The following is a 14,279-nucleotide window of genomic DNA, read 5'->3' as shown; positions in this document are numbered from 1 at the left end:
CTAAAAAGAAATGGGTCTGTAAATCATTTACCTCTAGAATCTTTTCACTCATCTTCTCACCTCCGTGGTTCTTTACTTATCCTTCATTTTAGGGTCTAAGGCATCACGTAATCCATCACCAAATATATTAAAGGCTAATACTGTAATCATAATTGCCGCACCTGGAAACATCATCATTCTCGGATGACTTCTTAGGTACTCCTTACCAGTACTTAGCATCAATCCCCAACTTGGAGTTGGTGGTTGAGCACCTAAACCTAAGAAACTTAATCCTGCTTCAGATAAGATTGCACTAGCTACACCTAAAGTTACTGTAACGATAATTGGTGCTAAAGTATTTGGAATAACATGCTTAAAGATAATTCTAAAATCATTGGCCCCCAAGGATTTAGCCGCTTCTACATACTCTTCTTCCTTCAAAGCCATAACTTGTCCTCTCACTATACGAGCAAGACCAGGCCAACTGATTAAACCTAAAGCTACGAATATCTTTTCAATACCTGGGTCCTGAAAAACCGCCATAATAGCAATAGCAAATAACATAAAGGGAAAAGCCAGAAAAACATTAATTAAATAAGAGATAATATCATCGACTAATCCACCATAGTATCCAGCCAATGCCCCCAAAGCAATCCCAATAACTATAGCAATTGCTTGAGTAATAAAACCAACAGTCAAAGAAATCTGTGCACCGTAAATAATCCTACTAAAAATATCACGTCCTAGTTTATCTGTACCAAAAAAATGTTCTAAGCTGGGACCTTGCATCGATAATTCTATCTTTCCTTCCTCCATTACCGGAGAATAATATGGATCATAGGGAGCAATCCAACGAGCAAATACCGCTAATAATATCAAAGCTACTGTAATATATAACCCAACCATAGCCAATCTATTCTTTCTTAATCTTCTCCATGCATCACGCCATGGACTATGAACTTCTTCTTTAGAAGCCTCTATATTCTCCTTAACCTCTACTTGCGCTTCCATGAGTTCAACCTCCTTTTTTCTACTTCCCATCAATCAAACCTCTTTTATCAAAACCACACACTTATATAAGTTACTAAAAAGAGAAAAAATAACTCTTCAACTTATCTAATTCTACCATCTTAATTTATAATATATTAATCAAACCTAATTCTAGGATCTAATACGCCATAACTTAAATCAACTAATAAGTTAACAACAATAAAGATAGCTGCTAAGAATAATACTGTACCCTGAATCAGTGGGAAATCCCTCTTCATAACAGCATCTACAGCCATTCTACCGACACCTGGCCATGAGAATACCCTTTCAGTAATAACAGTACCACCTAATAAATATCCTAATTGAGTACCAATAACGGTAATAACAGGAATAAGTGCATTTCTTAGTCCATGTTTAATAACTACTACCTTTTCACTTAAACCTTTTGCTCTAGCAGTCTTAATATAATCCTTACCAATAACCTCCAACATACTAGAACGGGTCATTCTAGCAATCCGAGCAGCTTGTCTACTTCCTAAGGCAAAGGCTGGTAAGATTAGATGTTGCCAACTTCCATAGCCTCCTACTGGTAGTAAGTCTAAATTTAATGCCACTACCCAAATTAAAATTAATCCTAACCAATAAACGGGCATCGAAACTCCAATCATAGCCAAAGTCATAAATAAATAATCCCAAATAGAATAAGGCTTAACAGCTGAAATAATCCCTGCACTCACACCTAAAATAATTGAAACTACCATAGCACCTAAAGCCAATTGAGCTGTAGCTGGAAAACGTTCGGCTATCATCTCTGTTACTGGTCTTTTAGCTGTAAACGAATTACCTAAATCACCTTTGAAAAGCCTTCCAATAAATCTAACATACTGCATATACAAGGGATCATTTAGACCCATCTCTTCTCTAATCATCTTAATAGTATCTGGGTCAGCATGCTGACCCATAGCAATTCTTACTGGGTCTCCTGGAACAAAAACAAAGTTAAGTAAGAAAACTATTGTAGCAAGTCCAATTAAAATTGGAATAGACATTAAGCTCTTACGTAAAATATAAGTTAGCATTTCTCTACCACCTTTCTACTAATACATACCTTTAATATAGGTTCGTGAATCTAGAATAAAATTTAACCATGAAGCTATAGAGAGATATTACGACACTTTCGTGTCGGTGTGAGTGAGTAGTTTGAGTGTGTGAAGTGCCTTTTTATTGAATTTCACTCACACTCCCACACCAACTTACACTTATAAGAAGTGTCGCAATATCCCTATTAAGTTTCATTTTGAATTCACATACCTATAAGTTACTTATACTATAGAATAAAATCAATATAATTTAGAAGTTTTATATGATAAAAACAACTAAGAGACAAAACAAAACCAGATTTCTTCCTTACAATGAAAAAAATGTAATATTGAAGTTTTTAAAAAATCACTCTAACTTCACCTACATTTTATTAATTAATTATATTTGTATCTAAAGCTTTAGATACAAATAAGTATAAAATTTATGGATAGAATTACTTAAATAAAAGATTAAGCACTATAGATTTTTTATTTCCTATAGTAGTATCTTAAATAGCTAAGTATATACTCAAGTCATTACATACTTAATTAAGTAACCCCACAAAGTAAAAAAACTTCACCTCCTTAAAATAAGGACACACGTATAATTATATAACTACAACAATATAATTATATATATTTTTTAATTCTTTGTCAAATTGTCAAAATTAGCTTAAAAATAAACTTAAGATTAAGTTTAAGATGAGGTAAATTTATATAATCTTAGCCTTAATCTTAATAAAGGTACTTATATTTAGAATAAGTTTTAGTAACTTTAACTATATAATTTCTTGTCTCTGCAAAGGGAATCTTATCACTACCTTGCCAACTACCATCCCATTTATTCTCTTTTAGCCATCTATTTACATTTCCTTCTCCACCATTATAAGCAGCTAAGACAACCAACATATTATCATCAAACTTTTTCTTTAATTGTGCCAAATACCAAGTCCCATATTTAATATTTACTTCGGGATTATATAAGTTATCTTCAGAAAAACTATTATCGTTTATCATAGTAGCAATCCAGCTACCTGTAGCAGGCATAATCTGCATTAAGCCTCTAGCACCTTTATTTGAGGTAGCCTCTGGGTTGAATTTACTCTCGACATAGATAATAGCCATTATAATATACGGATCTAAATAATATTTACTGGCCTCATTTATAATTAGTTCTTTATGTTTGAGAGGATATATGACCTTTAAAATAGATTTATGATTGATAAAGAAAAGGCTAAAAATACATATAATTAAAAGAAATAAAAGAACTCTCTTTAATCGAATTATCAAAATTAACACTCCTAAAAATTAAGTATTAGTCTAAGTTTAGAGTCAAGGACTTCACTTAAACTTCGACTCAATCTAACTTATTTTCTGCCATACTCTAATTACTTCAGCTTTCAATTCTTCTTCTGTACCATTATTACTGATAATTCTATCAGCATACTCTTTCTTTTTAGCTAAAGGCATTTGAGAGTTAATTTTGGCAATTGCTTTTTGATAATCTATCTGATCTCTATCCATCAACCTCTTAACCTGTATATCCTTATCCACATATACTAGCCAAATTTCATCAAAAAGATTTAACATATCTGCTTCTATCAATAATGGTACATCTACTATTATTATATCATTCTCTTGACTAAGTTGCTCCATCTCTTCTTCTATCTTAGCAATAATAATAGGATGGGTAATCTCATCTAACCTCTCTTTTGCCTTAGAATCATTGAAGATAATCCCTCCCAGTTTATTTCTATCTATAGTATTATTATCTAATATCTCTTCACCAAACTCTTCAACTACTCTCCTCCATAAGAGCTTTTTAGGCTCCATTAAGGAATGGGCGATATTATCAGCATCTATTATTACAGCACCTAACTCTCTTAAATAATCAGAAACAGTGCTTTTACCACTTGCTATTCCTCCTGTTAATCCTATTCTCACTTTTATCGCTCCTTCTAATAAATAATAAATCGAAATCAGGAATCAGTAAAATAGACTGATAATAGATCCCTGATTCCTGATAACTAAAGAAACTTAACTATCCCTAATAAGATTAAAATAAGACCTGATAATAATCTTATTTTATCACCTGCTACTGCAGATTCAATCTTTTTTCCTAAATAAATCCCACCAGTTAATAATATAAAATTAAATATGCTGACTGAAGCTGCAGTTAATAATGAATCATAACCTGTCATCGCTGCTGCAATTCCAGCTCCAAAAGCATCTAGTGCTAAGGCAATTCCTAAAAAGATAGATTCTTTATTACTAATGACACCAGAATAATCAGTGTCAGCTTTAGCAGGTTCTTTTAAAATATTAATAATTACTCCAAGAGGTTTAATCTTTAAAGTTAATAATTCTGTGGGGGAATCTTGATTATTATCTCCTTCTTTAGTATGTAGCAATTCTGCAATAAATCGATAAGTCCCAATAGCTATTAATAATCCTCCTCCTAGCCTTGTTGCACTACTTACTGTAAGAAAGTTTGCCAACAAATTTCCTAAGCTCATAGAGAAGAGAATCATTATTCCAGAAAAAAAAGTGATAATTAATATAGGTAAAAGACCAATTCTTATCTTCTTTAACCCATAAGTAACACCTACAACAAATCCATCTAAGCTAACTGCTAAAGCTAATACAAATACGGCAAGCAAGTCCATAGAACCCCTCCTTCCATCATATTTGATACCTATAACCAGAATATGACGGAAGAGATAGGTCTGTGATTAAATTGCATCTTCCCACAGTAGATAATATTCTTCTAATTGACTTTTAATCATCTCATACTCCTGATGTAGCTCAGTTAATTTCTCAGTATCTGTGCAAATTTCTTCTAGATTAAATTGCTCCTCTAATTCTTCTAATCTATTCTCTAATTTCATAATATCCTCTTCGAGTTTATCTAAATTAATGCTCTTCTCTTGCTTCTTCTTAGTATTCTGTCTTTTTTGCTCTTGAATTATTTTCTTTTGAGCCTCTTTTTCTTCTAAATACTTTAAATATTCTCTGCGATAATAGGAATAATTACCTAAGTAATCTATTAAGGTCTGATCTTGTAGAGCAAAGACCTTATCAACTAACTTATCTAAGAAGTATCTATCATGGGAGATAAGAAGAATTGTGGCTGGATAATCCTTTAGAGCATCCTCTAATATCTCTTTAGACTCTATGTCAAGATGGTTAGTAGGCTCATCTAATAATAATAGGTTGAAGTCTTGGACCGATAATTTGGCCAAAGCTAACCTTCCCTTCTCTCCACCACTTAAAGTTTCTACCTTCTTAAAGACATCATCACCTTTAAATAGAAATCTTGCTAAAACATCCCGTGCTTGACTTGTAGTCATACCTTTAACCTTCATCATCTCTTCAATTAGATTATATTCATGATTCAATTCTTCATGCTCTTGGGAAAAATAGCCTACTTTAACTTTAGTCCCAAATTTAATCTGCCCTGAATCTTTACTTATCTTATTTAAGAGGATTTTAAATAATGTCGATTTTCCACTACCATTAGCTCCCACCAATGCTATCTTTTCACCACGATAGATTTTAAAGTTAACATCTTTAAAGATTAATGTATCTTCATAAGACTTACTTAAATCTTCACCAGATAATACCTCTTGTCCACTGACAGTCTCTGATTTAAATTCGATTTTGGCTCTATCGAGAGTAGGAGGCTTTGGGATTATCTCCAATCTGTCAAGCTGTTTCTGTCTTCCCCTAGCCTGTTTAGACTTAATCCCAGCCTTATACTTTCGGATAAAGGCTTCAGTCTTCTCTATCTTCTCTTGCTGTTTCTCATACTCTCTTTGCCAAGTCAATAGACGTTGTGGCTTCTCTTTTTGGTAGAAGGAGTAATTACCTTTGTATTTCTCTAATCGACCCTTCTCTAACTCCCAAATCCGATTGACTACCTTATCTAAAAAATAACGATCGTGAGAGATAATTACTATAGCCCCAGGATAACTATTTAGATAGTCTTCTAACCACTCTTTAGACTCCAAATCTAAATGGTTGGTAGGCTCGTCCAACAACAATAGCTCTGGTTCTTGTAATAGTAGCTTCGCCAGGGCTGCTCTAGTCTTCTGCCCTCCACTAAAATCACTCATACTATTATCAAACTGATCATCTCTAAAGCCTAAGCCTTTTAATACACCCTTTATTCGACTCTCAATCTGATAGCCACCACTCTGCTCATACTCTTCACGAAGGTGACTATAACGGTTCATTACCTTCTCTAAATCATCACCACCACTTTGGCTCATCTCAACTTCCAAAACCCGTAATCTATCTTCTAAAGCAAAGATATCCTCAAAGACTGTTAGCATCTCAGAGTAGAGTTCTTGAGATAAATCTAATCCAAAGTTTTGAGCAAGATAGCCAATCTCCAAATCATTACTAGTTAGGATTTCTCCTTCATCTAGCTGCTCTAAACCTGCCAAAATCTTAATTAGAGTAGATTTTCCAGTACCGTTGACTCCAATTAGACCGATTCTATCATTCTTTTCAATCTGTATTGATATATCCTCAAAGATAACCTTTTCAGGATAATACTTACTTCCTTCTTTTAATTGCAATAAACCCATCTTAAATTACTCCTCCTGCTTCTGACAAGCTGGACAGAAATATGTTCCCCGTCCTCCTACCTTTATTTTTTCTATCTTGGTACCACATTCACTACATTCTTCCCCTTCTTTATCATAAATCATCAGATAGTTCTGATGACTACCTGACTCTCCACTGGCATCTACATAATCCCACTTGGTAGTCCCTCGATGTTCAACCCCATCACTTAAGACCTTCACAATAGCATGATAGAGCCTTTCAATCTCATCATCCTCTAAGGTATCAGCAGTTCGTAAAGGATGTATCTTGGAAAGAAATAATGCTTCATCTACATAGATATTACCTAGACCTGCTAAGAATCTTTGATTTAGAAGTAGGGGTTTCACCTTCCCTTTCCGTTTAGCTATCATCTCCTTTAATCTCTCTAAGGTAAATTCATCACTTAACGGCTCAGGACCTAACTTGGTTAAGCTTCCTGCATCCTTTAAATCATCGACTAAATAGATACGGGTAAACTTACGCTTACTCCCCATTCTTAGCTCATCTTCTCCCTTAAATTTAAAGAAGATACAATCATATTTACTTACTTTACTATCCTTTTGAGTATAGAAGAAATAACCTGTCATCCTTAAGTGTCCCACAAGATAATAGCTATTATCTAGCTCAATAATGATATACTTTCCTCTTCTGCTTACATTCTCAATCTTAGCTCCAATTAACTTATTCTTAAACTCCTTTGCATCAACATTAGCAATTAACTCATCACGCTTGACTTCTACATCTATAATCTCTTTATCTATCACCCTTGGATATAAGGTATCTACTACTGTCTGTACTTCTGGTAGTTCAGGCATATTTAAACCCCCTAATAATAAGTTTAAAATTTCAATTATACAATTAAAATCCTGTCATATCAAAATCACATTCTTATTTTATTATTTCTCTTTTATCTCTTTATTATTTTTATTTGACTTTAACTGTCAACTATACACTATCCACTGTACACTGCATTAATTATATCACTTTAATTTTTATTATCAAAACTTTGCTCTATTATCTCCCATAACTGAGGGAATTTCTTCTTCAAAGAAATTGGTTTGAAGTCACTATTGACAAAAGGATGCACTGTAGTACCAGTAGCCAATAACTTATCATCCTCTGAACGGAATATCTCATATTCAAAGGTAATTTTAGCTCGACGTAAATCCTTAATTTTAGTAACCAGTTTGACTAAGTCATCATAGCGAGCTGGATGATGATAATTACAATGGGATTCTAAAACTGGTAATAAGACTCCTTTCTCCTCTAACTCTCTATAGCTAAGCCCCTCTGCACGTAAAAATTCTGTTCTAGCTACCTCAAACCAACGTAAGTAATTGGCATAATAGACCACTCCCATTTTATCGGTCTGTTCATAAGTAACTCTAATCTCATGGCTATATTCCTTCATCTATATCCCCCTTATTTACAAAGGTCTTTAATCAGAGCTCTGATTAAAGACCTTATGTTATTCTTCCCAGCTATCTAAAATACTCTTTATCTCCGAATCCCACTCCATAGAAACCTCTTCATAATTATGATAGTTCTCTGGCTCAGCCACAGTCTTGGTATGACAAATAGTACATTGAATACTTACATTATCACTGTTCTCACCCAATAAATCATGCAAGGTATCTTTATCACAGATTGGACAATAATATAAGCTTTCTTCCATAGAATCTACCCCTTTCTAATTCTAGTTTAACTAAAATTACAAAGGATTATGAAAATAATTATTTTCCAAATATAGTGTGAGTGTCAGTGTGGGTGTGAGTAAATTCAAAACCTTAATTTTTTACTCACACTCATTCCTCACACTCACACTAACTAAGATCCACTTATCGCTAACTTTTTAACCTTAAAGGTCGGTGAACCAAAGGAACCGACCATTGGATTGAACTTTAAGTCATCACCTAACTCTTCGATATCTTTAAGGAAGTCAATTAAATTTCCTGCAATGGTAACTTCGCTGACTGCTTGTTTAATCTCACCATTCTCTATCCATTGCCCTGTAGCTCCTACAGAGAAGTCACCAGAGATGGTATTTGCACCACTGAATAGACCGATAACCTTATGTACATAGAACCCATTCTCTACTCCACCGATAATATCTACTGGCTTTTCTTCCCCTGCTGCCAAATAGAAGTTACTTGGTGCTACATTAGGAATTCCTCGATAAGAACGTTGGGCATTACCAGTAGACTCTACCTTATCTTTATTGGCTGTATAGATGTCATACAGATAGTTCTTTAAGAGACCATCTTCAATGATATTGGTGGGGACACATGGCACACCTTCATCATCAAAGGGTGCAGTTGCTAAGCCTGCTTCTAAGGTTCCATCATCAATAATGTTTACCTTGTTAGCAGCAACAACTTCGTTTAACTTATCTACAAAGAGAGAACGACCTTTCTGTACTGCTTCTGCTGTTAAGGTACTTGCTAAGAGATACAAAAACATACTACCAACTTCCGGGGTAAAGATAACAGGTGCTTCTTGAGAGTTGACCTGCTTACCACCCAACAGCTTGATAGCATTTTCAGCAGCTTCTTCTCCTGTCTGAACTGGTGTTAACTTATCTAAGCTACGCCCATAGCTCAAAGCTGAAGCTGTCTGCTTTTCTTCACCTTCACTTGCCATTACATAAAGATAAGCATAGCAGGTATTACTCTTGTAGCTTTGATTAAGACCCTTTGAGTTGGCAATAGTAATCTCTGAAATATTATCTCCATATCCAACACTAATCACACTCTCTATCTTATCACTATACTCTAAAGCAGCTTGCTCCATCTTTAAGATCAAATCTATCTTATCCTCGACACTGCTTTCTGAGAATTGGGGATTATAGATATCAAGTTCTTTGTACTCATAATCACCATCAGCTAAGGTACGATGTTCATCCTCTACAGCTATCTTGGCATTAGCAATTGCCTCTTTAATTACCTTCTCTATCACTCCATCATTGAAGTTAGTAGTGTAGGCAAATCCCATCTTACCCTCAACAAAAACTCTAATTCCTAATCCTTTAGAATGGGCTGATTCTAAACTCTCTACTTCACCCTCATATACCTCAATACTATTATCTTCAGAAACTTCATAGTAGAACTCTACATCCTCTGCACCAAGGTCTTGGGCTTTAGCAATTAAATCAGTTAAGTTTAATTTAGTCATGACTATCTCTCACCCCTCTCTGTACCACCAACGGTGATCTCTTCAACTAATAATGTCGGTTGACCAACAGCTGCAGGAACACTCTGACCAGCCTTACCACACATTCCTGGAGCCAACTTTAAATCATCACCTATCATTACAATCTTATTGAGTACATCTATTCCTCTACCAATCAAACTGGCTCCCTTGACTGGTTCAGCAAGCTTACCATTTTTGATTAGATAACCTTCTGCTACTGTAAAGATAAACTCTCCTGTAGCAGTCTCAACCTGACCACCACTTAGCTTCTTAGCATATAAGCCATTATCTACAGCTCCTATAATCTCCTCTGGCTTAACTTCACCTTTTTCAATAAAGGTATTTGTCATCCTAGGTAATGGAATAGATTGATAGGACTCTCTGCGTCCACTTCCTGTTGAAGCTCTGCCTTCTTTACGAGCAGCTTTCAAATCATACATATAGTCCTGTAAGATTCCATCCTTAATCAATACATTCCTTTGAGCCTGATGCCCTTCATCATCTACACCATAAGAACCCCAAGCATTCAACACTGTCCCATCGTCAACGGCTGTCACTAACTTAGAAGCGACCTGCTCACCTACTTTACCTGCAAAGACTGAAGAGTTCTTCTGAATAGCATCTGCTTCCATCCCATGTCCACAGGCCTCATGGAACAATACTCCACCAAAGCCATTATTAATGACAACAGGAATTTTCCCAGAAGGAGCAGGATCAGCCTTTAACATAGTAACTGCTTGGCGAGCTGCTTCCCTACCAATATCTTCTGGAGGATACTTATCAAATAGTTCAAAGCCCATATGTAATCCAGGACCTTCACTTCCAGTCTGCATACTCTTACCATCACTAGCAACTGCTCTAACCATCATCCTAGTATGTATTCTCTCATCCTCTACATATAGTCCTTCCGAGTTGGCTATCATCACCTTTTGAGTTGTATCAAAGTAGCTGACCATAACCTGTCTAATACTATCATCATAATCTAAAGCTGCCTTATTTGCTCTCTCCATGATTGTAGCCTTCTTAGCCTTCTCAATCTCTTCTGGTCTAACATTAATTGGGTGGATTAGATTGACTGTCCCTTTAGTCAGATCCATTACCGCTACTTTACTACTACCTCGACTGGCAGCACCAGCAACCTTGGCTACCTGCAATAAAGATTCCTTTGTCAAATCATCGGTATAGGCATAAGAGACCTTATCTCCTGTTAAAACTCTCACACCTACTCCCAAATCATAACCTGTCTTTACCCGCTCAATTCTAGAATTTTCCAAGGTCATTGCATTACTAATCGAATCTTCAAAATAGACCTCAGCAAAGTCTCCTCCACCCTCTAAAGCAACCTGTAAAATCTGTTTGATTAATTTATCTGATAACATAAATTACACCTCACTTCTTTTTTTAGTTGACAGTTTACTGTTGACGGTTGACAGTTACAAGGCTAAAACCTTATTTATGGTCTAATAATTTTCAACGATTTTGGACTTAACTGTAAACTGTACACTGTCAACTGTCCACTGCTTTACTCCATATTGTTCCAGCTATCCCCAACCTTGACATCAACCTCTAATTTGACATCTAGTTGAACAGCCTCTTCCATCTTCTCTTTGACTAGCTTTTGTACCAGCTCTAATTCATCTTCAGGAACTTCTAATACCAGCTCATCATGCACCTGTAATAGTACTTTGGCATTCAACTTCTCTTCTTTTAAAGCATTGGCTACATCAATAGTGGCTATCTTCATAATATCAGCAGCGCTACCCTGAATTGGAGTATTAATCGCCATCCGCTTAGCAAACTCTCGTCTATGATAATTCTTACTATTAATATCTGACAGATATCTCTTTCGATTAAAGACAGTAGTTACATAACCTTCCTCTTTTGCCCGTTTAATTACATTATCCATATACTCTTTAACCTTAGGATAACGACTAAAATAGAGTTCAATAAACTCTTGAGCTTCATTGTTGCTGATATTTAACCTCTTGGCTAATCCCCAATCACTGATTCCATAGGCAATCCCAAAGTTAACAGCCTTTGCTTTTCTCCGTTCATTACTAGTTACTTCCTCTAAAGGCATATCAAAGATTTCACTAGCAGTTTTGGTATGTATATCTAAACCATGCTGATAGGCTTCTTTCAAACCTTCATCATCAGAAATATGTGCCAAAACTCTCAATTCAATCTGTGAATAATCAGCAGCTACTAACTTCTTACCCTCTTCTGCTACAAATACATCCCTAATCTCTCGCCCCTCTTCACTTCTAATTGGAATGTTCTGTAGGTTAGGATCAGCACTACTTAATCTACCTGTAGCAGTTACTCGTTGATTGAAGGTAGTGTGGATTCTGCCAGTCTCTTCATTAATATATTCTTCTAAAGGCTCAACATAAGTAGACTGTAATTTAGTATATGTACGATATTGAGAGATTAGTGGTATAATCTCATGCTTACCCTCTAGCTTCTCTAAGACACTAGCACTAGTAGAGTATCCCGTTTTTGTCTTCTTAATCACTGGTAAGCCTAAGTTCTCAAATAAGATTACCCCCAACTGCTTAGGAGAGTTGATATTAAAGGTTTCACCTGCTAACCCATAAATCTGCTCTTCTATATTAGCTATCTTCTCTTTAAATTTAACATTTAATTCCTCTAATCCTTCCCTACTGACCTTGATACCATTTAGCTCTAATTGGGCTAAGACATTCAGTAATGGTAACTCTACCTCTTTATATAGTTTTAAAAGATCATTCTCTTCTAATTTAGTAATGAGCTTTTCTTCTAAATCAAATAATAATTTGGTCTTTAATATCAATAGTTCTTTATCATCAGACTCTGGTAAAGCACGCTGCAGATGCCCTTGTACCAGCTCTGCAAAGCTTTTCTCTTGCTCACTGGGCTTTAAAAGATAATCTGCCAGTAATGGCTCAAAGACTAAAGTATCTACCTCAATACCATGTTGTAATAAATATCTAATCTGCTCTTTTCCCTCTAGCATCAATAGTTCTTTACCTGCTATAATTTCTCTTAACCCTTCTAATAATTCATTCTCATCTAAATCTATGTAATAATTCTGATCGTCACAGGAGATTGCTATCTGCTCTAGCTCTCTAGTTAGCTTCTCTCCACTTAACTCTAAATTAATTGCTAATCTCTCTTTTAGTTCTAAACTCTTAAACTCTTCTAAGGAATCTATCTCTTCATAACTGAAGTCCTTGACCTCTTTATGTCCACCGATATAAGAGATTAGGCTGGTAAATTCTAAGTGATTAAATAATTGATAAGCCTCTTCATTATTAAAATTAGAGATCTTTAAGCTTTCAAAATCTATATCTATTGGTACATCTAATTTAATAGTAGCCAATTCCTTACTCATTCTTGCTCTATCTGCTTGCTCTTCTAAGGTAGCTTTTCTCTTCTTACCACCTACCTTATCTATATTCTCTAGAAGCTTCTCTAAAGTACCAAACTCCTTTAATAGTTTGGTTGAGGTCTTATCACCAATTCCATCAACACCGGGAATATTGTCAGAGCTATCACCCATTAATCCTTTCTTATCGATTAACTGAATTGGCTCCAACTCATAATCCTCTCTAAATTTGTCTAGAGTATAATCGACAATATCAGTAATCCCTCGGCGAGTGTACATCACTCTAATATTATCACTAATTAGCTGTAAGGCATCTCTATCTCCTGTTACAATAGTAACCTGATAGCCTTCTGCTTCTGCCCTCTTAGCTAAAGTACCGATTAAATCATCAGCTTCATACTCCTCCATTCCAAAGAAAGGTATCTTTAAAGCCGATAGTACATCCTTTACTAGCTTAAACTGGGGTCTTAACTCATCGGGAGTCTTCTCCCTAGTTCCTTTATAATCCTCATAAGCTTGGTGGCGAAAGGTCTTCTTTCCCACATCAAAGGCCACCCCAATAGAATCAGGAGCTTCATTATCAATTAGCGTCAATAACATCTTAGTAAAACCAAATACCGCATTGGTAATAGTTCCATCAGATTTGGTCAAAGTCGTTGGTAATGCATAAAAAGCACGATAGGTCAAACTGTTTCCATCTAATAAGTATAATTCTTTCTGTGACAAGATTACTTCCTCCCTCTATATATTAAGTGTAAGTGATTAGTGTGTGTGTGAGTTAAACCCACAAAAGAATAACAAATATTTTACCCACACTGACACCGACACTCTATGTACTTTTTCATATATTTCATTAAAAACTCTTAAAATCCTTTTAAAATAGAAGTTTAGTCTAGATTTAGCTAGGGTTATTATACCCTATAGCTTAGATTGTATAATCTAAACTTAAATATGATGGTATATAAATGATTAAACTGCGAAAAAATAAAATAAACACTCCAAATTTTATTTTATTTACGATATTATATATCTATTGGAGTGTGATGATGATGTTAATAAAAAAT

The 14,279-nt window shown here is 35.1% G+C and carries 12 protein-coding genes; all 12 read right to left on the bottom strand.

Annotated features, from left to right (window positions below; genetic code table 11):
• Positions 1-72 precede the first annotated feature (72 nt).
• The 12 genes from ACTCDL_RS08680 to polA all read right to left on the bottom strand — a co-directional run bounded on the left by ACTCDL_RS08680 (position 73) and on the right by polA (position 13,941).
• Complete coding sequence (locus ACTCDL_RS08680; RefSeq protein ID WP_463175847.1) at positions 73-990, bottom strand: ABC transporter permease; 918 nt, start codon at positions 988-990, stop codon at positions 73-75.
• A gap of 134 nt (positions 991-1,124) precedes the next feature.
• A complete protein-coding gene (gene nikB / locus ACTCDL_RS08675; protein ID WP_463175846.1) occupies positions 1,125-2,048 on the bottom strand; it encodes a nickel ABC transporter permease in 924 nt (307 codons plus the stop codon).
• Between the two features lie 735 nt (positions 2,049-2,783).
• On the bottom strand, positions 2,784-3,347 hold the full coding sequence (locus tag ACTCDL_RS08670; protein WP_463175845.1) for a lytic transglycosylase domain-containing protein: 564 nt from the start codon (positions 3,345-3,347) through the stop codon (positions 2,784-2,786).
• Between the two features lie 63 nt (positions 3,348-3,410).
• On the bottom strand, positions 3,411-3,992 hold the full coding sequence (gene coaE / locus ACTCDL_RS08665) for a dephospho-CoA kinase (RefSeq protein ID WP_463175844.1): 582 nt from the start codon (positions 3,990-3,992) through the stop codon (positions 3,411-3,413).
• Positions 3,993-4,075: 83 nt separating this feature from the next.
• Positions 4,076-4,714: a sporulation membrane protein YtaF gene (gene ytaF / locus ACTCDL_RS08660; RefSeq protein ID WP_463175843.1), complete on the bottom strand. Its 639-nt coding sequence runs from the start codon at positions 4,712-4,714 to the stop codon at positions 4,076-4,078.
• Positions 4,715-4,780: 66 nt separating this feature from the next.
• The gene (locus tag ACTCDL_RS08655) at positions 4,781-6,640 is read right to left on the bottom strand and encodes an ABC-F family ATP-binding cassette domain-containing protein (protein WP_463175842.1); all 1,860 of its coding nucleotides are present in this window, start codon (positions 6,638-6,640) and stop codon (positions 4,781-4,783) included.
• 6 nt (positions 6,641-6,646) lie between these two features.
• Positions 6,647-7,474, bottom strand: coding sequence for a DNA-formamidopyrimidine glycosylase (gene mutM / locus ACTCDL_RS08650; RefSeq protein ID WP_463175841.1), 828 nt, complete (start codon positions 7,472-7,474; stop codon positions 6,647-6,649).
• Positions 7,475-7,644: 170 nt separating this feature from the next.
• Positions 7,645-8,070 (bottom strand): acyl-CoA thioesterase, encoded by a 426-nt coding sequence (locus tag ACTCDL_RS08645; protein ID WP_463175839.1) that lies wholly within the window; start codon positions 8,068-8,070, stop codon positions 7,645-7,647.
• Between the two features lie 57 nt (positions 8,071-8,127).
• Complete coding sequence (locus tag ACTCDL_RS08640) at positions 8,128-8,334, bottom strand: hypothetical protein (RefSeq protein ID WP_463171606.1); 207 nt, start codon at positions 8,332-8,334, stop codon at positions 8,128-8,130.
• Between the two features lie 152 nt (positions 8,335-8,486).
• Positions 8,487-9,830, bottom strand: a complete 1,344-nt coding sequence (locus ACTCDL_RS08635) for a TldD/PmbA family protein (protein ID WP_463175837.1) — start codon at positions 9,828-9,830, stop codon at positions 8,487-8,489.
• Positions 9,831-9,832: 2 nt separating this feature from the next.
• The gene (locus tag ACTCDL_RS08630) at positions 9,833-11,227 is read right to left on the bottom strand and encodes a TldD/PmbA family protein (protein ID WP_463175836.1); all 1,395 of its coding nucleotides are present in this window, start codon (positions 11,225-11,227) and stop codon (positions 9,833-9,835) included.
• A 143-nt stretch (positions 11,228-11,370) separates the two neighbouring features.
• Complete coding sequence (polA, locus tag ACTCDL_RS08625) at positions 11,371-13,941, bottom strand: DNA polymerase I (RefSeq protein WP_463175835.1); 2,571 nt, start codon at positions 13,939-13,941, stop codon at positions 11,371-11,373.
• Positions 13,942-14,279 lie beyond the last annotated feature (338 nt).

Source organism: Orenia sp. (assembly GCF_055140805.1).
This window is presented reverse-complemented; position numbering and strand designations above follow the sequence as displayed.

Coding starts and splice junctions, on each gene's coding strand:
- ACTCDL_RS08680 (WP_463175847.1), bottom strand. CDS start 990: ATGGAAGCGCAAGTAGAGGTTAAGGAGAATATAGAGGCTTCTAAAGAA.
- nikB (WP_463175846.1), bottom strand. CDS start 2,048: ATGCTAACTTATATTTTACGTAAGAGCTTAATGTCTATTCCAATTTTA.
- ytaF (WP_463175843.1), bottom strand. CDS start 4,714: ATGGACTTGCTTGCCGTATTTGTATTAGCTTTAGCAGTTAGCTTAGAT.
- ACTCDL_RS08655 (WP_463175842.1), bottom strand. CDS start 6,640: ATGGGTTTATTGCAATTAAAAGAAGGAAGTAAGTATTATCCTGAAAAG.
- mutM (WP_463175841.1), bottom strand. CDS start 7,474: ATGCCTGAACTACCAGAAGTACAGACAGTAGTAGATACCTTATATCCA.
- ACTCDL_RS08645 (WP_463175839.1), bottom strand. CDS start 8,070: ATGAAGGAATATAGCCATGAGATTAGAGTTACTTATGAACAGACCGAT.
- ACTCDL_RS08640 (WP_463171606.1), bottom strand. CDS start 8,334: ATGGAAGAAAGCTTATATTATTGTCCAATCTGTGATAAAGATACCTTG.
- ACTCDL_RS08635 (WP_463175837.1), bottom strand. CDS start 9,830: ATGACTAAATTAAACTTAACTGATTTAATTGCTAAAGCCCAAGACCTT.
- ACTCDL_RS08630 (WP_463175836.1), bottom strand. CDS start 11,227: ATGTTATCAGATAAATTAATCAAACAGATTTTACAGGTTGCTTTAGAG.